Consider the following 22,807-nt stretch of genomic DNA (forward strand, 5'->3'; position numbering starts at 1 on the left):
ACCGGCGACACCGGGCCGCCGAGTCTTGTCAGCATGAGCCCGGCAAACGGGGCCATCAACGTCGATACCGCAAGCGTTCTGCGGCTCACTTTTTCGGAGCCCGTTACCCAGGCCTCGCTTTCGGGCGCCCTGTCACTTACCTATGAAACCGGCGGCGGAACCGTGACCGGAACTCTCGCCCCGGTCACCGGGTTCGGCGGAAGGGTCTGGGCCTTTGCGCCCGATGCGCTTCTGACCGACAGGACCTATCGGGTGGAAATTGCCGCCAGCGTCGCCGACCTCGTGGGCAACGTCACGGCCGCCCCGGTAACGACGCGCTTTTCCACCACGGACACCCTTGCCCCTGAAATCTCGGGCCTTTCCACCATGGACGGCGCGAGCCTCGTGGCGGGCACCACGGTTCCCGTGACTGCGGAAGCCAGCGACGGAACGGGCGTGGCCCGGGTTGAATTTTTCGTGGGGGACGCGCTGTTCGCAACGGATATTGGCACCCCCTTTGTATTCGGCTTGAACCTTCTGCCCGAATACGGCGACGAAATCATCATTTCGGCCATCGCTTACGACGCCTCCGGCAACCGTAGCGAGCGGGAGTATCTCACCGTTTCCATCCTTGAAAACCAGGCTCCCACAGTAGAAATAAGCTCGCCCGAAAACGGCGGCGAGACCGGCCTTGGCCAGATCGTAAACGTCACCGTCGATGTCTCCGACGACGTGGGCGCGGCATCAGTCACCCTTACGGCGGCAGGCGGCTCCCTGTTCGCAAAAACCACGGCAGTTCCATCGGGCGCTGGCTCGGTTTCTTTCTCGTTCACGGTGCCGGAGGACTGGGACAGGGCGATTCCCTGCCGGAGGACTGGGACAGGGCGATTCCCGTCACCCTTCACGCCTCGGCCCTTGACGGCATGGGGCTTTCAGCCGACGCGGGCGACGTGGTTCTTTCGGTGGTTGACCATCTTTCTCCTGCGGTGAACATTCTAAGCCCCGCAAACGGAAGCCGCTTCGAGCCCGAAACCCCAATAAGCCTCACCGTCACGGCCTCGGATTCGAGCGGCATCGGCAATATCGACCTTTCGGTCACCGGAGCCACGGCCGATCACACCCAGTGGTTCAACACTCCGGGCGGCTCGCCGGTTTCTCACACCTTTACGCTTGTCATTCCCGCCGGGGCCGCGCCCACAAGCCCGGTTAACGTGACCGTAACCGTGTCGGACGGCGCGGGCAACACCGGAACCAAAAACCTCGTCATCTGGCCCGCCGACCACGTTATTCCCAGCGCGGCCACGGTGGCCTGCCTCGGCGGCAACAACGTCGAACCCGGACGTCAGCGCTTGTTGAGGGTGATCTCGGACGACAACGTGGGGATCGCAAAAATTAAGGTGAACGTGGGCGACTTCTTCTCACAGGTCCGGGACGTCACGCCTTCATCGCACTCGATTCAGGATTTTTACTTCACCGTGCCCGCAGGCACGCCCCTTGGGACTTCCATACCGGTGACGGCCACTGTTTGGGACTCCTCAGAAAACGCCCTTTCAGCCGCGCCCGTAAGCCTCATCGCCGCAGACCTCACGGCCCCCTCTGTTTCGATAACGAGCCCGGCCAACAACTCCGAGGTGATCCCCGGAACCGACGTCACCATAAGCGTAAACTCGGCTGATAATTATTCTGTTGCCAGATTGACTTGCCATGCCTGGGGATCCGCTACCTGGAATCAGGAAATGGCCATTGATCCTGTAGTTGCAACAGCGTCCAGGCAGTTTACACTTTCTGTGCCGTCAACTGCAGCAGGCGGCAGTTATATCAGCATTAATGCCTTTGCTTATGATTCAGCCGGAAATCGAGGAGAGGCTTCCGTTATTTCTCTTAAAGTCAAAGATATTGTACCGCCATATGTTGTGAATATGGTGCCGCCCGACGGAGCCACCATGATCGAGCCTGAAACCGCTCTAATGGTCAGCTTTAACGAGGCAGTTTTGCAGGCTTCTATAAATGAATCCACGCTTATACTCGCAAACGCCGACGGTAGGGCCATTACTGGCGTTTTTTCAATGCCTGATGTGAATAGCGCCGTATTCACGCCGAATATATCCCTCGCTCTTGGAAAGGAATATACTTTCACGGTTAATACAGGCGTATGTGACATTGTAGGCAATCATATGATCACATCTATTGCGTCGACTTTCACAATAAGACCTCGAATCACGCCGCTCGACACGGACGACGACGGTGATGGCTTCACGGAACTCGACGGAGATTGTGACGACAATGATCCCGACAGATATCCTGGCCATGCGGAATTTCCCGGTGACAACAAGGACAAAAATTGCAATGGGGTTATCCTTGCGCCTGGAACCGCCTGCAACATTACAAATACGGAATTTCGCATTGCGCCGCCTTTGCTTCAAAACAGCAATGCCGGATCAGGAGTGGCTGTTTCAGAAAAATATTTGGCGGTCGGAGCCAGAGGATACCAATACGGCGGACTAAGCACCGGAACAACTGTCGGGGCGCTTCTCATATATGAGCGCAGCGGGACGTCCTGGACTCAGACCCCACTTTATTTTCAAGGCCACGCCAATACGGGAAGCGACACACATAATTTAGGCGCTCCTGTTGCCTTGTCGCGTGATCGCGTTATTATCGGAGACACGACCGACGACGTGAACGGCGTAGCAAATTGCGGTTCGGCGTCCGTGTATGTGCGCACGCAGGCAGGGTGGGAACTGGAAGGCGTCCTTTATTCGGATGCGCCAAGGACAAATTCCGGGTTTGGATCGACCATAGATATTTATGGCGACAGAGCCATAGTCGGATCGTCTTCGGATATAGATGGATCAAGGGGCGCTGTCTATGTATACGAAAAAATGTCAACGGGCTGGCAGCTTGTCAAAAAGCTGTCTTTCGATCCTTCGGCGGTTTATCCCTTGTCGCACCTGGGGCAGGCGGTGTCGATCTGGGGTGACTGGGCCATGGCAAGCATGGTCTGTGATAATGGCTCGGCCGTGTTCTGCCTCCATAGGGAGTCAAACGGGCAATGGGTCATCCCGGCGAATGGCCGCATAAATCCGCCCGTGTCATCGGGCTATCAAAATTATTTCGCCTACGCCCTGGATATGAGCGGCAATTACGTCGTCATTACCCAGTATGGGAGACTCAGCAAGGCTTATGTCTATCTGCTTACGGGTAATGCATGGCAACGGGTTCAGGACCTCCAAAGCATACCCAATCCCAACCCGCAGATTTCAGGGACACTCGGAAGTACGGTTTCCCTGTGGGGCGATTACCTTGCCGTGGCAAGTTCAGGCGTGAACTTCCAGCCAGCTATGAATTTTTATGTGAAAAATGGCAGCGGACAGTTCGTTCCCATGCTTTCGCGCCATCCTTCGGCGCCTCAAACAGTGCCCGCGCCGAATCCTTGGTATGACGCTTACGGGTCCTGCGTTTCTGTGGGACATGGATGGATAGTGGTGGGTGCTCCCGGAGATTTCAGCAATAAAGGTTCTTTCTTTACTTATAAGCAATACTGTGACGGCCCGCCATGATTCGACGCGTGTTACGGCAAAACACCTAATTTTGATAGACGGCCACATGCTTGACTGTTTGCGTGGCAGGAAAGTGCTTGGGATTATAAAGGCGGATTACAAACGATGCGGAGGTTGACGGTAAAATTTGTGGTGTTGACGGCGCTGATTATGCTGCTATTCATGCCGGGGCTTGCTTTGGCAGGCGGAGCGCCTCCCACGGCGAGCCTTACAGCCGCGCCCGCAACGGTTGTGGAGGGCCAGAGCGCGGTCCTTTCGTGGAGTTCCACGGGCGCGGGCCAGTGCTTCATCCATCCAGGCATCGGCCCCGTCGCCGCCAGCGGATCCATGTCCGTAAAGCCCGGCTGCACCACCGTTTACACGCTTTGGGTCAAAAACGCCCGGGGTTTCGCAAAATCAGAGGCCAAGGTTTTTGTCAACCGTCCGCCGGTGGCCTTTTTCTCGGCCCTGCCAAAGACAATTTTCGCGGGCCAGAAGGCGAAACTTTACTGGTCGAGCCTCGGAGCCACAAGCGTCGGCATCGACCAGGGTGTCGGCTCCGTGGGCTTTTGCGGCGTGAAGGAAGTGGCTCCGACCGCCACCACCACCTACACCCTTACCGCCACCGGCCAGAGCGGAACCGTCACGAAAACCGCCACCGTAAGCGTCACCCCCATGCCCCAGGGCGGGCTCACGATTTTTGAAAAAACATGCGCGGTTCGAATGCCGCGCTTTTACGTGGGCACGTCGGTTTTCAAGTCCAACGCCTACGGCACGGCTTACCTCACCGTCACCAAGGCCACGCCGGACAAGAGAGTCAACTCGGGCACGATTTTTTTAAACGGCGAAAGCATAAGCCTCGATTCCTTTCTGGATGGGCCGGATACGGTCTTCAAAAAGCCGGTTTCCGTGCGTCTGTTGAATTTTTTCTCCATCGCCCTTACCGGCCAGTACAAGGCCGGGCTCGAAATAAAAATCGCCTTTGAATGCCCGGATTCCGCGCCCCAGGTGAGCCTTGCGGCAAACCCGCTGGAACTTGTGCGCGGCCAATCCACAACACTTACATGGTCTTCGGTAAACGCCGATTCCTGCGTGCTGGAACCGGGCTCGGTGGCGCTTCCCCCAAGCGGAAGCCTTACGGTGGAGCCCGCCGACACCACCACCTATATAATTACCGCCACGGGTCCCGGCGGATCGGCCATAAGCCACGTTACGGTTTCCGTCTACAACAGGCCGGAGGCGGCGTTTTCGGCCAACCCTGCCGCCATTATCCTTGGCGGATCCAGCGTCCTTGCCTGGACCACCACCGACGCCGAAAGCGTCTCCATATCCCCCGGTGTCGGCGCTGTCGCCCCCGGCGGCTCTTCGGCGGTCACGCCGACCGAAACCACCACCTACGTTCTGACCGCAACAGGAGCGGGCGGTTCTGTCACGGCCTCCACCACGGTTACGGTCCACGTTCCGCCCACGGCGACGCTTGCCGTCGAGCCCGCAGCCATAATAGCCGGCCAGAGCGCGTCGCTTTCTTGGACCAGCCAAAACGCCGACACCGTTTCCATCGAGCCAGGCATCGGAACCGTTGATCCCGACGGAACCCATTCGATAGCGCCTTCCGAGACCACCACATACACCATCACCGCCACCGGCCCGGGCGGGGTCGCCAAAAAATACCCACGGCGACTCTTGCCGTCTCCCCCAATGCGATAATCGAGGGCGAAAACGCCACCCTTTCCTGGAACACGAATCACGCCGAAACCGTCTTCATCGAGCCCGAAATCGGTCAGGTCGACCCGTCGGGAAGCGTGAGTGTTTCACCTTCAGAATCAACAACTTATACCATTACGGCCACCGGCCCTGGCGGGACAACGCGGGCTCACGCGACCCTGACGGTCTATCACGTTCCCACGGTGAGCATTTCGGTTTCGGAAGCCAGCATAATCGAAGGCCAGAAGGCCGTCTTGGCCTGGAGTTCGGCCAACGCATACACAGTTTCCATCGAGCCGGGCATTGGCCTTGTTTCGCAGGAGGGCAACCTCGAAGTCTCGCCGTCCGAAACGACCTCCTACACCATTACAGCCACAGGCCCGGGCGGAGTCGCCAGGGCGTCGGCGACCCTCATCGTCCACCATGTTCCCACGGCAAGCCTGACCGTCTCGCCCGGAACCATCATCGAGGGCAACACCGCAAGCCTTTCCTGGAACACGAATTTCGCGGACACGGTTGTCATCGAGCCCGGAATCGGGCAGGTTGATCAGGCGGGAAGCATGACGGTGTCGCCGTCCGAGACGACATCCTACACCATAACGGCCATTGGCCCGGGCGGAACGACCAGAGCTTACGCGACTCTCACGGTTTACCACCTTCCCACGGTCACGGTTTCGGCCTCGAGCGCGCTCATCACCCTGGGCGAAAACGTAACCATCACCTGGGCCTCGACCCACGCCAGTGCCTGTTCCATCTCCCCGGGCGAAACAGTGCTTGCGCTGTCCGGCTCCATCACCATCACCCCGACTGAATCAGCCACTTACACGATAACCGCCACCGGCCCCGGCGGACACGCCACGGCCTCCGTTTTCGTGCGCGTGAATCGCAGGCCCGTTGCCGAGGCAGGTGAAAGCCGCGTCGTCAACATGGCCTGGGACCGGGACACCATAGAAGTAAGCCTTACCGGCCTTGGCTCCACGGATTCGGACGGGCAGGTGGCCTCGTATTTCTGGACCGGCTCCCCCAATCCCGATGACGCGGCCTCGCCAACCCTCGTTCTTTCGGAGGGGGTCCACGTCTTCACCCTTCTCGTCACGGACGATTCGGGCGCCACAAGCGAGCCGGACCAGGTGACCATTACCGTCGACAGGGCCTACAAGCCGGTGCTCACGGCCCCGGCCGTGCTCACGGCCCCGGCCACGGTGGCGGCGGCGGAGGGGGCGCCCGTAACCGTCACGGTTTCGGCAAGCGACTTGGACGGGGACAGCCTCACATTCTCGGTAAGTTCGCTTCCGCGCGGCGCGGTTTTCGATGCAGCGGGCGGAGTCCTTTACTGGACCCCGGATTTTGACCAGTCAGGCTCCTACACCATTTCATTTACTGTCTCGGACAACACCGGACTTTACGACACAGAAAACGTCACGGTCACTGTGGCCCAGACAAACAGGCCGCCGGTTTTCACGTCAGGCGCGATAACCGCCGCCGAGGCGGATTATCCGTATTCCTACCAGGCAAGGGGCGAGGACCCGGACGACGACTCCATCACCTATGCCCTGGACCACGGGCCTGCCGGCATGAGTGTAGACCTCTACACCGGGCTCGTGTCCTGGCTTCCGGGCGCATCCCAGGCCGGAGTGCAGGAAGCGGCCATAAGGGTGACGGACAGCTTGGGATCAAGCGCGGTCCAGGTTTTCCAGATCACCGTGGCCCAGGCCAGGACTTCGTGTCCGCTCCCTTCCTTTTTTCATGCACGGCTCCGGGGGTTTCAGGCAAAAACCTGGACATCCTGGCCATAGCCCGCGATGCGACCGGGAACTTCACCGAGGCCCGGGCCAGCGTTGCCGTGGTCTCCGAGGCCGACTCGGTCACGCCCTCTGTTATAAAGGTTATCGCTCCCCGGTCCGCCGCGCCCGGCGAAAAGGCGCGGGTGGGGGTCATGGCCTCCGACGACCGGGGAGTGAGCCGGGTTAGGTTTATCTATAATGACCAGGCCTTCGCCGATTCCTACGCGCCGCCATTTTCCGCAGAGTTTTCGGTGCCTGCAACCCTTGCAACCGGAAGCGCCGCAACGGTTGCGGTTGAGGTAATGGACGCGGAGGGCAACACTGCAAGCGCAAGCGCCGTCATCAATATCATCGAAAACCCGGACACCACGGCTCCCAATGGCGTGGCGGTTTCTGCCCCGGCCATTGTGAAACCCGGCGAGACCATGGAGCTTTCAGCCACGGGCACGGATTCGGGCGGTCTTTTTTCCATGGAGTTTTATGCAAACGGAGCCCTGATCGGAACCGGCCTTGAAGCGCCTTACAATTTCGCCTGGACGGTTCCCCACAACGCGGCTCCGGGAAGCCGGATAAGCTTTACGGCAAGGGCCGTGGATTTTTCGGGCAACCACGCGGATTCTGCTGAGTTTTCAGCCACCGTGGCCGCGCTCGGCAGGGGCTTTTTAATTGGCGAAGCATACGACGACGCGACATCCCTTCCTGTCACCGGAGCCGACGTCATCGTCAGCATGGCGGGCGGGCTCGGACTGATTGATCCCATAAGAACCGTGACCGACCTTGCCGGGCGGTACTCCCTGGAGCTATCCGAGGGGCTCGCGGTTTTGCGCGTGATAAAGGATGGTTACACGATTTCATACCGCTCGGTTTACGTGGCCGCCGACGCGGTCACCGAACCCCTGGACGCGCGCCTAACCCCGATTTCGCCGTCAATCGAAATCACAGGCCTTTCCGGCGGGGCCGTGTCCCTGGATAATGGCGCGGTTACGCTCACCGTTCCAGCCGGTTCCTTCGGCGAAACCCGTCCGGTCTCCCTCACAAGGCTTTCGGCCCAGGGCCTTCCGGGGCCGCTCCCCCTTGGCTGGACCCCGGTTTCGGGCTTTGCCGCAGGTCCCTCCGGCTGGCCGGTGAACCTCGCCTTAAGCATCACGGCCACCGGGCTTTCAAACGTCGGCAATTCCCCGGAAAACCTCGTGGCCGCTTGGTGGGACGCAGCAAGCTCCCGCTGGGTGAGGGCCGAATCAAGCGCTCTGAACGGCGCGATCAGCGCCGTGATGCCGGGCTTTACCACCGTTGTTTTCGCGCGTCCCGACGCGGGCTCGTCGGCCCCTGCCCTGCCCCAGGTGGGCCAGGCCCTTTCGGGCGTCGCTCCCATCCCGATTCCCCAAGACGCCGTCGCCCAGATATCGTCATCCCCCGACATCCTTTTCATGCAGCCGGGCCAGAAATCAAGCGTAACGGTGACACTGGCCTCAAGCGCAGGCCTGCCGTCCGGCACCGTCATAAGGGCGGACCACGACGAGTCCTACATCCTGTTGAACGGCCAGAAACTCCTCGTTGATCCCCGTGGCGAGGACATTATCATGTACCGCGCCCAGGGTGGCCTTGCCGGTGAGTTTGTCGCCACCCCATCGCGCAGCTTTGACCCGGCTCTTTTAAATGAAGGTGGCATTGAAATATCCGTCAACAGGCCCGGTGAATCACGCGGCCTTGGCGTGTTTTCTCCGGCTGGCGGATCTGTTGCAGCGCAGGGCGCAAGCCTTTCGATGGGTGCGGGGCTCCTTGACGGCCCGGTTCCGGTGAGGCTCGGCGTTTTTTCGGAATGGGACAAGGCCGTCTCCTCCGACACCCGCCTCGTGCGCCTTGGCGGTCCTGCCGGGGTGGACCTCGATCTCGGCGGAAAATCGCTCCCCGTTTCGGCAACCTTGACCGTGGACCTTGGCGTAGCACCCTCGTCAGACCTCACCGTGCTCCTGGTGCGCACCGCCGAGGCCGCCGGAACCGGGCTTCTGGAGCTTGTCGCCAAAGGCAGCGTGGCGGGCCAGGTTGTGACGTTTACGGGCGGTGACGCCAATTTCCCTGTCACCGGCATCACGGATGGCGGTCGATACTACATCGTGGGAGTGGCGGGGCCGGTGGGCTTCATCACGGGCCGGGTCCAGAAAAACGGCGCGGACGCTCCCGGCGTTCTGGTTTCCACAAACGGGCTTCCCTTTGTTTCGTTCACCAGGGCCAGCGACGCGGCCTACGTGCTGGCGGCCCCTGCGGGAAGCGCAGGCGTCACGGCCATTGATCTCACCGACGGCGCAGAGGCCCGGAGCGTGGCGGAGGTCAGCCAGGGCGGATCCAGCGTGGCGAACCTATATCTCATGAAGGGCGCGCCCCTTGTCACCTCGGTCACGCCCGCCCACAACGCGCGCGGGGTCGACCCGGCTTCCTCATTAACCGTGAAATTCAGCCGCCCGATGGCTCCCGCGAGCCTTTCAGCCGACACCGTGACTTTAAAAGGGCAGGGCGGCGCGGTTTTGACCGGCTCGGTTCGAGTATCCGCCGACGGAACCTCCGTCGCATTCACGCCTTTTGCGCTTCTGGCCGAGGCTTCGGCCTATACTTTAACTGTGTCTGGCACTGTTACCGATTCCTACGGAAACGCCCTTGGCGCGGATTTTTCGTCCGTCTTCCATACCATCAATAAAATAGCACCGCCAATTGGGCGCTGCCCCGGCGAAGGTTCTGGTCATCGCCACCAACTTTATAACCGGTGAAAGCGTGACGGTTACGAGCGGTGCGGACGGCTCGTATTCGCTTTCCATCGCGGCCCTTGTCACCGACAGGCTTGGCATCACCTACCGCGATCCTGACGGCAACGAGACCACCTTCTCCCCCGGCCCCTTCCGCACCGATGACGGCGCTTACATCATGGGAGAGGCGGGCGGAACCGTGCCCGGACCAAGCAATATCTACGCCATCGTCCCCGAAGGAGCCGTCCCCGAAGGCACCAAAATCAAGCTCGCGCCCATCTCCGCAGCGGCACTGCCAAAAGCGCTTCCCCCCGATTTCGAGTTCCTGGGCGGAATCGATCTCGACATGGGCGACGTGGTGGCCACCCAGGAGTTGAAGCTCTCCATCGCAAACCCGGAGGGAAGCGGCCTCACCCCGCAAAGCCAGGTTTTCGTCTTCAAAGAGATCGAGGTGGCTGGCCAGTCCGAATACTCCCTCAACAACATCGCCCGCCTCGCCGACAACCGCCTCACCACCGCCTCGCCCCCCTTCCCGGGAGCGGAGGAAAAGGGTGATTACTTTTTTGTAAGGCCTTTTATTCCCATGTCTGTGGCGAAATTATACATTGCGCCATTATCTCCATTTATAAAAAATCTTCAATCATTGGACTATGGTGGAGTGGTATTCGGCTGGAACGATTCTACCCGGTTGTACGTTGAAATTATGGTGCCAATGACATGCCCCCTTGTCATGGCCCCGATGGGAAGTGATTTTTTTATAGGCGGCGTTGATCCAATTGATGGTCACATACTCGACCCAATCAATTTCCCTCCGATCGACTCTCTTGATGCAATAGAGGATATCTACCTGCCTGATGTCACTGAACAGGGGGAGCCCAACATCATTTCCCGCTCGCCTTCTGATAACCTGACCAACGTGCCTGTTGAACGCGGCATCCAGGTGTTGTTCGACAAACCTGTCATAAGTAACACCATCAAGGTGACTGTGGCCGAGACCGGGGGAGGGGATTTTTTCGAGGACCTGGTAGGTGAGGAAAAACCAGGCACCGGGCATGCTTCAGCCATTGACTACACAGACGCACCCGTCGGCTCCCCGGTGGCCGCAGGCGTGACCTTCGTTCCAGAGCGCCGCCTAAAATACGACACGGATTACACAGTAACCCTTACGGGCGTTAACGGACAGATCGAAAAGGACGACGGAAACGGCGGAAAAACCATTGATCTGGCCCCTCTTCCTGACTGCCAGAAAACGTTCACCTTCCATACTTTCTGCCCGCGCTTTCTGGGGGCCGTGGGTATCGCAACACCCCGTGACATTGCCGTTTTTGACGACAACAGGATTTATGTGGCCAACGGCAAGGCCGAAAATGATTCGGAGTCCCAAAACAAAGGCGTCGTTATCGTAGACACCAGTATCCCCGTAAGGCTTAAAAGAACAGGTGCGGAACATAACATTTCGGGAAACACCTTAGGAGTTGCCATCGCCAGGGGGGCGGCAGGGTATACCGGAGTGGTTGCAGTAAGCGGTGGAACTAATTACATAAGCCAGGTGCGATTTATTCCTACGGATATGCAGTCATATCGCCGCACCCTGATTTCAATGGATTCCGTTTCTTTGTTAAATGGCATCACTCTGAATAATGTTCCTTATTATTCAGGAGTATCAATGGCTGTGTCTGTAATAGGCGGAGTTGCATGCATCGCCAACCTGGGCGTTGGAGTCCAGTTTGCCCCAATCGAAGATATGACGCCTGATTGGAATGCGACCATAGGAAACAATGTTGAGCCCGGCCTAAATGTATTGAATGCTCAAAACGGAACGATAGATCACAATAACGGTTTTTTAAATTTGGGATGGGAAATACCGACTCCGAAATGTATCGATGACTTGCATAGCACTGCTATAGTTGGTGATTCAGAAAATTTATATTTAATTAGTGGCAACCAAACTAATGTACTTGCGGAAAAAATTTATCCTATTGCCATTGATGCCGTGGCCGACTTTCCTTACGCCTATACTCAGGCTGAATCAGGTCCAAGCAAAAATGTGGTGTTTGTTGCAGGGAAGAAGTATATATACTATCATGAAGAAATCATTGATACCATTTATCAGCTTTTCATTTACGAAATCACAGGAACCACTGCCAGGTTGCTTAACGATGTTGATTACAGGCTGTCCTTTAATGGCACTTCCACCGTAAAAGCCTCAAAACGTGACCGCCTGCTATACGTTGGGGATTCCAACGGCATTCACGTCGTGGACGTCTTCGATCTCTCCAAGCCAAGGATACTTGGCCGTGTCAAAGGACCAGGGAAAACGGACTTTACAGCCAGGGTAAATGATGTCGACCTTGGCGCCTCCTTCGGTTTCGCGGCGGTGCCCAACGGCGACAACGGCTCCGTGGTCTCCTTCCCAATCCGTTCATGCATCGAGAGCATAAAGCGCGACGGCGATCACAAGAGTCCGGGAGACAAGACTTATCACATCGGCAGCGGCGAGGCCGCCAACTTCAGGGCGGTAAAATCCCCAGGAGTCTCCAATGTCGTCTGGAGCATCGTCGAGACCGGCCACAACGACAAGTCAGCGCCCGTGAGAAGGCAGCTTCATCCCAACGGCGATACCTGCGTTGTAAGCGTTGACAAGGAATCAGGCTCGGGCTGGATTCTCCTGCGCGCCGCCAACGCCGACATTCCCTCCTGCTATATGGACCGGCTGATCACCATAGGCTGCCAGGCGTGTACCACGGGCTGCGCCGAAAAAGTCCCCGGCAGCTGCGACGCTTCCAATTCCTGTGTCAGCGTGCGCTTCAACATGGGCAGGGCAGGGGAGGGCCTTTCCGCCGGAGAGCTTTACATCCATTCCCTTTCGCCCGATCCGGGCATGGCGACTCCGTACGGCCTCAACTTCACCCCCATGGCCGACGGTGTCGAGGTGCTCTACGGCCAAACCGGGGAAATCCGGCAGATTCTCGCGCCCGAAACCTTCGTCGAGGTGGTGGACGTCTATTATAAAGATGGCGAGGCGGTCGTCTATTATAAAGAGGCGGTGAACGGCGAGGATATTGTTAAGTTTGACCGTCATGCCTATGAGCTCCGTTTCTACTCCCCCTCCGCCGTCGGCCCCATGGGAACCGACGGCCTTTACACCGTGAATTCCGGCGCGATTCCCATCAAGTCCTGGATAGTGAGCGACCCGGACAAAGACGGCACTTCGCTTTCCATCACCGAAAACGGTACCGGAAACCGCGTTTACAGCTACGCCTGGATCGAAACCGCCCAAGACTGGACCCTAACCTCCGGCAACGGCCTTCGCGTGGATGCCAAAGCCAACTCCATTGACGCCAACGGCGACCGTATCCTGACCGAGACGACATCCGGCGCGGCGGGAGCTCCCAGCGTCACCAAAACCTGGTTCCACAAATACCCCTGGGGCGAGGAACCCGTAAAGATCGTCACCGATCCCGACGGCTTCGCCCTCACCGAAACCATCACCTATTACTGGGAAGACCCGTCCGCGCCCGGCTACGGCAGGATCAAAAGCCGCACCCAGCCCGACGGAAGCTGGGTGGCCTACCAATATGACGAGCACGGCCGCGTCACCCGCGAGTTCCGGCCCTGGCTTTCGGGCGGCGTGTCCTTTGATCGTTTAACCACCCGCGCAGTTTCCTACTCCTACTCCCCCGTGGACGCAGCCGAAACCATCACGCCCGAGTCCTTCTGGGAGCCCCGTGTGATCACCGAAACCGTGCTTGGCAAGGTCACCGGCAAAACCTTCTCCGCGCGGCTTATTGCGTCCGACGGCGCGATCACCGAGATTTCCGAGCAAGCCTGGGCGGGCTATGCGGTTTACGGCGACTCGCACAACCTGCGCACCGTCACCACCTATTACCCGGAAGCCGAGGGCGAGGCCCAAAGCGGCAAGCTGAAATCCGTGCTGTCCCCGGATGGCCGCCTCACCACCTACGCCTACGATTACGGCTCCTTCGACGGCGTCTCCGCCTTCACCGTTGGCGGCGGCCTTTACCTGCGCACAAGTGTCACTCACGGCACGGAATCAAGCCCCGCCGGAATCGCCGGCAAGACCACCCGCGAAGTCTCCGTGGACACCCCCACCGGCGTCAGCGTCTATTCGGAAACCGAAGTCTACGACGGCAGCGCCTGCGCGCGCGTTTCGTGGACCCGCAACACCCTGGATTCCCTGGGCCGCGTGGAGCGCACCGACAGTTCCGACGGCACCTTCACCCAAACCGGCTGGACCTGCTGCCAGAAGGAATCCGAAACCGACGCGGAAGGCGTCACCACCACCTTTATATACGACGACCTTGGCCGCGTGATCTCCCAGACCCGCGAGGGCCTTAACGGCTCCGTCGTCACCGACTTTGTTCTGGACGCGGCAGGCCGCGAGCTCTCGCGCCGGGTCACGGCGGGCGGCATCGTGCAGATGTCCTCCACCGCCTACGACACCGCAGGCCGCCAGATTTCCACCACCGACGAGGCGGGCCTCGTCACCACCTACGCCTACGCCTACGACGGCACCTTCCACATCTCCACCAACACGGTCACCCAGCCCGGCGGGGCCACCCAGGTGACGGAATCTTTCGCCGACGGGCGCACCAAATCCGTCACCGGCACCGGATCCACGCCCCAGCATTACGAATACGGCGTGAACGACGACGGCACCCAATGGACCAAAACGTCCATGGTGATGCCGGATTCGGCCATGTGGGAAACCACCACCACCGACCTTTTCGGGCGCACGATAAAGACCGAAAAACCGGGCTTCGGCGGCATCGTGGAGACGGTGAACGTTTACGACACAAAAGGCCATCTGGCCCGAACCATTGCCACGGGCCGGGCTGGAACCCTCACCGTTTACGACGAGCTGGGCGAAGTCGCGTTCACCGCCCTCGACGTCAACGGAAACGACCTCATCGACATTGGCGGCCCGGACCGGGTCCAGTCCTCGGAATCCACGTTCGTGCTGGATGGCGGCGTCTGGTGGCAGAAATCCTCCCAGTCGGTCTACGTGGACCCAAGCGGCGCGGCCACCGTAACCGGACAGGCTTTGCAGCGCCTCACCGGCCTTGGCGCGGGCGGGCTCACCGGCGAGTCAAAATCCCTTGACGTCAATGGAAACGTCACGATTTCGAGAACTTACCTTGATCGGGCGGACCACAGAAGAACCAGCGTAACCGATTACCCGGACTCCGACACCGACGAAACAAGCGTGACAAGATTCGGTTTGACCGTCTCGGCCACCGGCAAAACCAATGTAACCACCACCTTTATATATGACGCCCTGGGACGCCAGATATCCGTCACCGACCAGCGCAAGGGGACCAGCACCACCCATTACGACCCGAAGGGCAGGGTGGATTGGGTCGCGGACGCGGCGGGGCATAAAACCACGCTCACCTACGACGAGGTCACGGGCCGCACCATCGCCCAGACCGACGCGCTCGGCCACACAACCCGCACCGGGTACGATATAAAGGGCCAGGTCATCCACGTCTGGGGAGACGCAACCTATCCTGTTTCCTACGAATACGACGTTTACGGCCGCAAGGTGAAGATGTTCACCTACCGCACGTCAGGCGTTGACTGGAACTCGGAATCCTGGCCCTCGAACGCCGGGGCAGGGGACACAACCACCTGGATTTACGACCCGGAGTCCGGACTTCTCACCGAAAAGCACGACAACGAGGAAAAAGGCCCGGTTTACACCTACACGTTGGACGGAAAACTTCTCACCCGCAAGTGGGCGCGCACGGATTCAAGCGGAAACGATCTCGTCACAACCTATTCATATGATTCACAAACCGGCGAATTGACGGGAGTGGACTACTCCGATTCAACCCCGGACGTTTCCTTTTCCTACGACAGAATGGGCCGCCAGCAAGAGATCACCGACGCTGCGGGCGTGCGCACCTTTGCGTACAACGCCGATTTCTCCCTTGCGTCCGAGGCCGTCACGGGTATATATGATAAGGTACTTTCAAGATCATACGATTCCGTCCCCGGCGTGAAAGGCCGCTACGCGGGCATCTCGGTGGGCGCGGGTTATTCTGTCTCCTACGGCTACGACGAAAAGGGCCGCATGAATCAGGTCTCCTGGAACGTGGGCGGAACAAATGGCGTCGGCGGCGTGCCGGGAGCCACGAACTACACCTATGTCCCCGGCTCGGACCTCCTGGCCGGAATGTCCACCGTCCGCACAGACGGCGCGTACACCCCGGTCACGGCCACCTACACCTACGAAAACAAGCGCGACGTGAAAACCCAGGTCCTCAACAAGGCCGGAGCCCGGACCATCTCGCAATATGACTACCGCTATAACTCGGTAGGAAACCGCACCTCGGTAGTCAACTCCGGCGAGGCATTCGGAAGCCAGCACCCCGCCTCATCCCCCGAAAACCGCGAAGGCTTCAACCTTTACGGTTACAACAGCCGAAGCGAAGTCACCGAATCCAAAAGATATTCCGGCACCGACGTTGACAACCCCGTGGATGTCGTCAAACCCGAATACCGTTCCTACGCCTATGATCCCATCGGCAACCGCACGAATTCAACGGAAGGCTGCGACGCGGCGGAAAACGGCAAAACCTCCTCTTACGACACCAACGGCCTTAACCAGTACACCGGCGCGACAACCGGCACGTCCTCGTCGTGCAGCGCGAGCGCTGGCGCAACCTCCGGCCTTGCCGACGGCTCCACCACCTTCACCTACGATGCCGACGGCAACATGACCAGCATTTCTGATGCTACCGGTTATACTATCTATTCGTTTGATTGCGAAAACAGGCTTGTTGACGTGACAATTCAAACGCAATCTTCCCTCGTCAGAAAAGTCACTTTTGCTTATGATTTCATGGGCCGCAGAATATCCAAATCAGTATCATCCTGGAATAACAACGCATGGTCACCCACATCATCCCGCACCTTTACTTGGGATGGCTGGCTCATGACGGACGAAACTGTTACAACAGGTAGCGCCCAACCTGAAACAACTTCCTATGTCTGGGGATTGGACCTCAGCCAGTCCATGCAAGGTGCAGGTGGAGTCGGTGGATTGCTTTCAATGACAAGTGAATGTGGCAATAGCTTCAATTGCTACCTCTATGATGCCAACGGCAATGTGACTCAATTAATAAATTTTAATACATGCAACGTTGCCTCACAATACGAATACAATATAAGTGGAAATATTTTGTATTATAATGGATATTCCGCTGAAAATAATCCATTTAAATTTTCTAGTAAATATTTTGACTTCGAAATTTATATGTATTATTATGGATATAGATATCTTTCAACTAACTTAGGAAGATTTACAAATAGAGATATAATTTATGAAAGAGGAGGAATTAATCTATATTCTGCTGCATTAAATAATTCTAATAAATATTTAGACTATAAAGGATTAAGACCATTTACTGCTAATGAAAAAAAGCAATTATTTAGTTTTTTTAGACTATCACTGAATATTAATGATGTCGATGTGCAAATAGCATTCTTTGATTTTGATCCAGGACACTCATTAACTGTTAAAGATATTCGTCTACCAAAAGAGTACTTTTTTAACAACAATGATAATTGTGAGCTGCGACTTTATAGACCATTTTATTTTAGTGGTGTAGCCCATGAATTATTTCACATATGGCAAAGGCAGCATGGCAAACATGTTTCAATTCCAGCCGCAATATTAAAAGGAATGGAAACATTTTCTGATTATGATCCATATGATTATCCAACATTTATCTACGATCCTGATAAATTATTAACATATTTTTTAAAAGCTAATGTTGAGCAGCAAGCTCAGATAGTTGAGGATATGGCATATTCATGGCGTCAGTCTACTACACCTTCGAGAATTTATAGAAAAGGAAAATTCGATCATAAATTTATTAAAGTTCTGAAGTATATTAGGTCTTTGATATTATTAAATAACGAACCACCATGATAGTAATATCAATATACTACTTAGCTAATAAGTTTTGCATATTCTTTCATTTCCATGCCTACATATGTATAACATCAATTACATGAGGTCGTGTTATGTATATTTTAAAATATTTTATCAAACTCCAATTATTACTAATTTTAATATTTTTAATGTATTCTTGTCAAGAACAGTGGTATTTATCAATTAAAGATTCTAATATTCCATTACAGCCTGTTTTTTGTATTAGTAAATATAAACATTGTATAGGTAAAGGAAAAAAATTTTATGAATTTACTATAGACAGAATTGATAAGTATAGAATTACCCCGGTTTGGACGTTAAAACCAATTACAGATGCGAGATTAAAAATGTTTATATACGGTCAGGAGCCATTCGGATACGAACAACTTAACTCAGCAATACCTCTACAACTTGGCGCTACATACTCAGTTTGCGATAAGTATCAGTTCACAGTCAATAAGCATGGATCAAAGATAGTATATGATATTGTTTTAGGGTCCGCTAATTAGTTGTAAAAGTCGAGGACCTGCTGGCAGTTTAGCTGTAAAAGTCAAGGACCTGCCGGACAGTTTGCCTCTCAGTCGCTGGCCACGACAACTCCGACGGCTCCTTCACGCTGACCGGCGCGGAGCATTATGACCAGCGATCCGGCCAAACTTGCAGAAAGGGCCGGTCTTGGTAAGCAAGTCGGTAGCGTCAAGAATTTTTCGCACATTTGAAAATTGCATGGACCCTCAAGCTGGCCGGTTGACATTTCCAGGTTGAGGTTTTGACCTCCTTTGAGTAAAAGGCAAATACCCGCTCGGAGGATAGGGCAACGCTGGGGAGCGACCCGAGCGCCGTGGTGGGTGCATGTACGGATAGGCCGTGTGATGTTTTGCACGGCCTTTCTTTTACATCATCCGGTATGTCCACCGCCCGCACGGACGGAGCCTACACCCCGGTCACGGCCAACTATACCTACGAAGACAAGCGCGACGTCAAAACCCAGGTCCTCAACAAAGCCGGAGCCCGCGTCATCTCCCAATACGACTACCGCTATAACGCCGTCGGCAACCGCACCTCGGTGGTCAACTCCGGCGAGGCATTCGGCAGCCAGCACCCCGCCGCCTCCCCCGAAAACCGCGAAGGCTTCAACCTAAAGAGAAAGCCGAAAACTTTCAAAAATCCCACACATACAAATGATATAGGGGGGGGCGTCCCATCGTCCCCAGGTTTTCGATTTCCGGTTTCGGTACGGATGGGTCAGGTCTTTTGGGCGGTTGGGTGCCTTGATCAAGTTTTCATCGAGCATTGGCACATCCTCCAATTTTTCTTTGGAAAGCGTTTCACCTACCCGGCCGCATGGGCGAAAAGAACGTCAGTTTAAGGCATATTATTGACAATTTTTGGTGCTATCAAATACCACCAGCGCTCAGGGAGAAGCTTTGCCGCCACATAGAGCGCCTTGTTTCCAGTACCGGGGATGCAAATCACTTTATTTTTTTTATCGAGCTCTCGCAACGAGACCCGGACGACTTCCTCGGGAAGCATCCAGCGCATCATGCGCCTGTCTTCGATGGTATTCATGTCCACCCCTATGCCGCGCCCGAGATCTGTTCGTGTAAAACCGGGGAGCACGCACTGGATCTTCACCCCGTGATCCTTGACCTCACAATGGAGGCTGATTGAAAAGTTTTTCATGAATGCTTTTACCGAGGTGTAGCCAACACTCAATGACATGGGAGTTACGGCCTGGATGGAGGATACGTTTATGATAACGCCGTGTTGTCTCTCGATCATGCCCGGAAGGACGGCATGAGTGAGCTTCATCATGGCGATGTTATGAACCAGAACCATTTTTTCAAGTTCCAGGATGTCCTGCCGGTGAAAGATGCCTTTTGTGGTAAAGCCGGCATTGTTCACCAACATATCGATGGGACCCGCCTTATGTATCGCATGAAGGAGCTGATCCAGATCGCCTGAGTCGGACAATTCGGCCATGACCACTCTGACCTTGGTCTTGAACCGGTTCTCGATCTTTTCTCTGACGCCTTCGATGACCTCCCGCCTCCTGCCGGTAAGAATCAGATCATATCCCCGCTCAGCCAGGGCATGGGCGTATGCAGCCCCTATCCCGCTGGTTGCCCCGGTGATTAAAGCGTTTTTCCGGTTCGGTTTCATTATCTCCATGCTTTTTGCTCCTATTTTAAATCAATTCATTACTTTCGGGCGGATGATCGGATCCCCAGGGCGAACAATAACATACGATCGATCCAGCGCTTGGGGAGAACAGCAGCCGCAATGCTCTGCAGTATTGCATCGGTCCCGACAATATATACGGGTTTCGGGCGCTTTAGGATCAATGCTTTTTCCACTATCTTCGCTACGCCTTCTGGCGGAATCCCTTGGGAGCCCATTTCTTTTGTCAATTTTTCCATGGACCGAAGGGCGCTTCCGTAAAGGGCTTCCACTGAATGGGACGCTGGTTTGGTGCCGTCCTGTACCTTTTTCCAGATTGACGTTTTGATATTGCCGGGAATGATCAGGACGACATGAATCCCTTCCGGCAACAGCTCCCTGCGAAGAGCATGGGTAAGGGCGTGCATGGCTGCTTTGGAGGCGCTGTAAGGTGCGGTGAAAGGCGCCGGGAATATGCCGCCGATGGAGCCGAGGTTGACAATGCGTCCTTTGCGTTTTCTGATGAGAGGCAGAAACAGCTGGATCATCCGGATATGGCCCAGAAGGTTTACTTGCAGTCCTTTTTGAAGCTCATCCGGATTAAAAAATTCCAGGGGGCCGCCCATGGGAATGCCGGCATTGTTCACTAAACCTGCCAGCCCTTCCGAACCTGTAAATTTGGAAACCTGTTTAAAGGCGCTTTCCATTGAATCGGTGTCATTCATATCGATCATGAGGGGAACCAGATTTTCGGATGCTTCCCGTTTGAGAGCTTTGGCGTCTTCATCCTTCCGAACGCCGGCAAAGACCGTGTACCCAAGTTTGTCCAGATGCAGGGCGGTTGCCCGGCCGATACCGGTTGATGTTCCCGTGATCAGTACCGATTTCATATCTTTACTCCTTTGTTAATGCCACTTCTCCAAATCTGCAGCCATTTTTTCTCCGATGCGGTAATACAACCATGGAAAGATTCGTTTGATACCGTAATAAAACGGGCCGACGATGCCGGTAGTGACCAGGAATTGATTTTTCTCAATAGCATCGGCAAATCGTTTTGCTGCCTTGTCCACAGGCAAGGAGTCGCCCTTTGCAAATGCCCCGGGTTTGAATTTTTTGAATCCGCGAACACGCCCTCGTTTTTCAAACTCCGCTCCAGAGCTCAGAAACCCGGGGCAGATCAAAGTTACCCGGATATTGTGCTTCTTGAGCTCCGCCCGCAATACTTCGCTGAAACCGGTAAGACCGAATTTGGTGACATTGTACGTTCCGTTAGCCGGAACAGCAGTGAGACCGCCCATGGATCCCATATTCACGATATGTCCCTGTCGCCGTTCCAACATATGGGGAAGGATATGATGTACAGCGTATATGGCCCCCCACAAGTTGACCCCCATGATCCATTCCCAGTCCTTAAGAGGCACATCCCTGATTTCACCGATGATGGTAACACCGGCATTGTTTATCAAGATGTCAACTTGACCCATGCGATCAATTGCATCATCAATCATCTCTTTGACCTGGTCTTTTTGGGAGATGTCGGTTTGCGTGATATGGCACTTTCGCCCCATGGATTCAATTTGATGGCGTATCTGATTGAGACCGTCATCATTGATATCCGACAGGAAAAGCTCGGCTCCTCGAGCGGCCAATTCCATCGCCAGGGCTTTGCCGATACCGCCTGCCGCACCGGTTATGAGAACTTTTTTTCCTCTGATTTCCATAATCAGTAGCTAAGCTCCATGGTTGTTGCAACAAGCATCGACAGATCAACAATTTCGATGTCAATGCCTTCTGTCTCCGCTGTTTTTTTCAAATGGGCCAAACAGGTGGGACAACTGGTTACCAAGGTATCGGCCACGGCCTTGGCTTCCAGCAGACGCTCCTTTGCGGTTTCCTTGGCCATTTCCGGAAACGCGTTCAAGGTTACTTTGCCGCCTGCGCCGCAGCAGTAGGACCATTTACCGTGCCTATCCATCTCTTTAAGCCTGAGGCCTGGAACAGCCTCCAGTATTTCCCTGGGTTGCGCATAAACGCCGCCCTGTCTCCCCAGAAAGCAGGGATCATGATAGGTAACTGTTTTGTTCAAGTTTTTGGAAAACCGGACGCGTCCTTTTTTTAATAAGGATGCAATCATCTCGGTGATGTGAATCACTTCAAACGGCAAGGTCCCCACCACATGGGGGTTAGTATAGTCGTTTTTAAATGTTGAATACCCGTGGGCACATGAGATAATCACGCGTTTGGCGCCTGCTTGCGTTAATTTGTCCACATTGGCAACGGCCGTCTCTTTAAACAGCTTCATGTTGCCGGACTGTTTCAACATCTCGCCGCAGCAACCCTCTTTTTTCCCGAGGTGTGCGACGTCGATCCCGGCTGATTTCAAAATTTTCACGCTTGCCAGGGCCGTTTCCGGCTGCAGATAGGTCCCATAGCATCCTGAATAAAAGATAGCCTCACCTGTTTCAGGAAGCGACAAATCTTCAAGGGTTTTGGGATGTTCCTTTCTGCCGAAAATATTTCCGCTGCTTTTTATGTTGTCCGTCATCTTTTTTAAGCGACCGGGGATTGCAAACCCTTTTTCCACGATCTCCTGCCGCATGGCCAACACTGTATATAAAGGTTGGTAGGGAATGCATATTTCGTTGCACATGGCGCAGGAAGTGCACGAAAAAAAGGATCGGATCACCTCCTCATCGATTTCATATCTATCGTTGAAGATCAGTGATGCCAGTATCTGTCTGCCCTGGGGAGAGTAGTTTTTAAATTTGAAATATTCAAAGGGCGGACATTTCTTATGGGGAGCGGCATATTCATGAGGCGGCAGTTCCCTCCAGTTATGGGGAACAATGGGGCCTCTTGCATAACATGCGCCGCAGTGCAGGCACATATCAATCCAATTCTTAAATTGATCCAGGTTCCAGGTTTTAAATTCCGGCATAA

Annotated in this window: 11 protein-coding genes; 7 read left to right on the forward strand and 4 right to left on the reverse strand. The window is 55.5% G+C overall.

Annotated elements, in window-relative coordinates:
- The 7 genes from HZB23_03000 to HZB23_03030 all read left to right on the forward strand — a co-directional run.
- The coding region (locus HZB23_03000; protein ID MBI5843621.1) for an Ig-like domain-containing protein at positions 1–969 on the forward strand (969 nt) is incomplete at its 5' end.
- Positions 903–3,539, forward strand: coding sequence for an Ig-like domain-containing protein (locus HZB23_03005; protein ID MBI5843622.1), 2,637 nt, complete (start codon positions 903–905; stop codon positions 3,537–3,539). The genes HZB23_03000 and HZB23_03005, both read left to right, overlap by 67 nt.
- A 150-nt stretch (positions 3,540–3,689) precedes the next feature.
- Positions 3,690–5,225 (forward strand): hypothetical protein, encoded by a 1,536-nt coding sequence (locus HZB23_03010; GenBank protein MBI5843623.1) that lies wholly within the window; start codon positions 3,690–3,692, stop codon positions 5,223–5,225.
- 95 nt (positions 5,226–5,320) lie between these two features.
- Complete coding sequence (locus HZB23_03015; protein MBI5843624.1) at positions 5,321–7,018, forward strand: cadherin-like domain-containing protein; 1,698 nt, start codon at positions 5,321–5,323, stop codon at positions 7,016–7,018.
- Entirely contained in the window at positions 6,946–9,768 is a 2,823-nt protein-coding gene (locus HZB23_03020) for an Ig-like domain-containing protein (GenBank protein MBI5843625.1), read from the forward strand. The genes HZB23_03015 and HZB23_03020 overlap by 73 nt, the downstream gene beginning before the upstream one ends.
- Positions 9,713–17,704 (forward strand): Ig-like domain-containing protein, encoded by a 7,992-nt coding sequence (locus tag HZB23_03025; protein MBI5843626.1) that lies wholly within the window; start codon positions 9,713–9,715, stop codon positions 17,702–17,704. Before HZB23_03020 ends, HZB23_03025 begins: the two co-directional genes overlap by 56 nt.
- 880 nt (positions 17,705–18,584) lie before the next feature.
- Positions 18,585–19,076, forward strand: coding sequence for a hypothetical protein (locus tag HZB23_03030; GenBank protein MBI5843627.1), 492 nt, complete (start codon positions 18,585–18,587; stop codon positions 19,074–19,076).
- Here HZB23_03030 and HZB23_03035 read toward each other — a convergent pair.
- Genes HZB23_03035 through HZB23_03050 form a run of 4 tightly spaced genes read right to left on the reverse strand, consistent with a single transcriptional unit; the run spans position 19,073 to position 22,805 of the window.
- Complete coding sequence (locus tag HZB23_03035; protein ID MBI5843628.1) at positions 19,073–19,879, reverse strand: SDR family NAD(P)-dependent oxidoreductase; 807 nt, start codon at positions 19,877–19,879, stop codon at positions 19,073–19,075. The genes HZB23_03030 and HZB23_03035 overlap by 4 nt on opposite strands.
- A gap of 29 nt (positions 19,880–19,908) precedes the next feature.
- Entirely contained in the window at positions 19,909–20,757 is an 849-nt protein-coding gene (locus tag HZB23_03040; GenBank protein ID MBI5843629.1) for an SDR family oxidoreductase, read from the reverse strand.
- A gap of 15 nt (positions 20,758–20,772) precedes the next feature.
- On the reverse strand, positions 20,773–21,588 hold the full coding sequence (locus HZB23_03045) for an SDR family oxidoreductase (GenBank protein MBI5843630.1): 816 nt from the start codon (positions 21,586–21,588) through the stop codon (positions 20,773–20,775).
- A gap of 2 nt (positions 21,589–21,590) precedes the next feature.
- Positions 21,591–22,805, reverse strand: a complete 1,215-nt coding sequence (locus HZB23_03050; protein MBI5843631.1) for a (Fe-S)-binding protein — start codon at positions 22,803–22,805, stop codon at positions 21,591–21,593.
- Positions 22,806–22,807: the final 2 nt, after the last annotated feature.

This window comes from Deltaproteobacteria bacterium (genome assembly GCA_016235345.1).
GTDB lineage: Bacteria > Desulfobacterota > Desulfobacteria > Desulfobacterales > Desulfatibacillaceae > JACRLG01.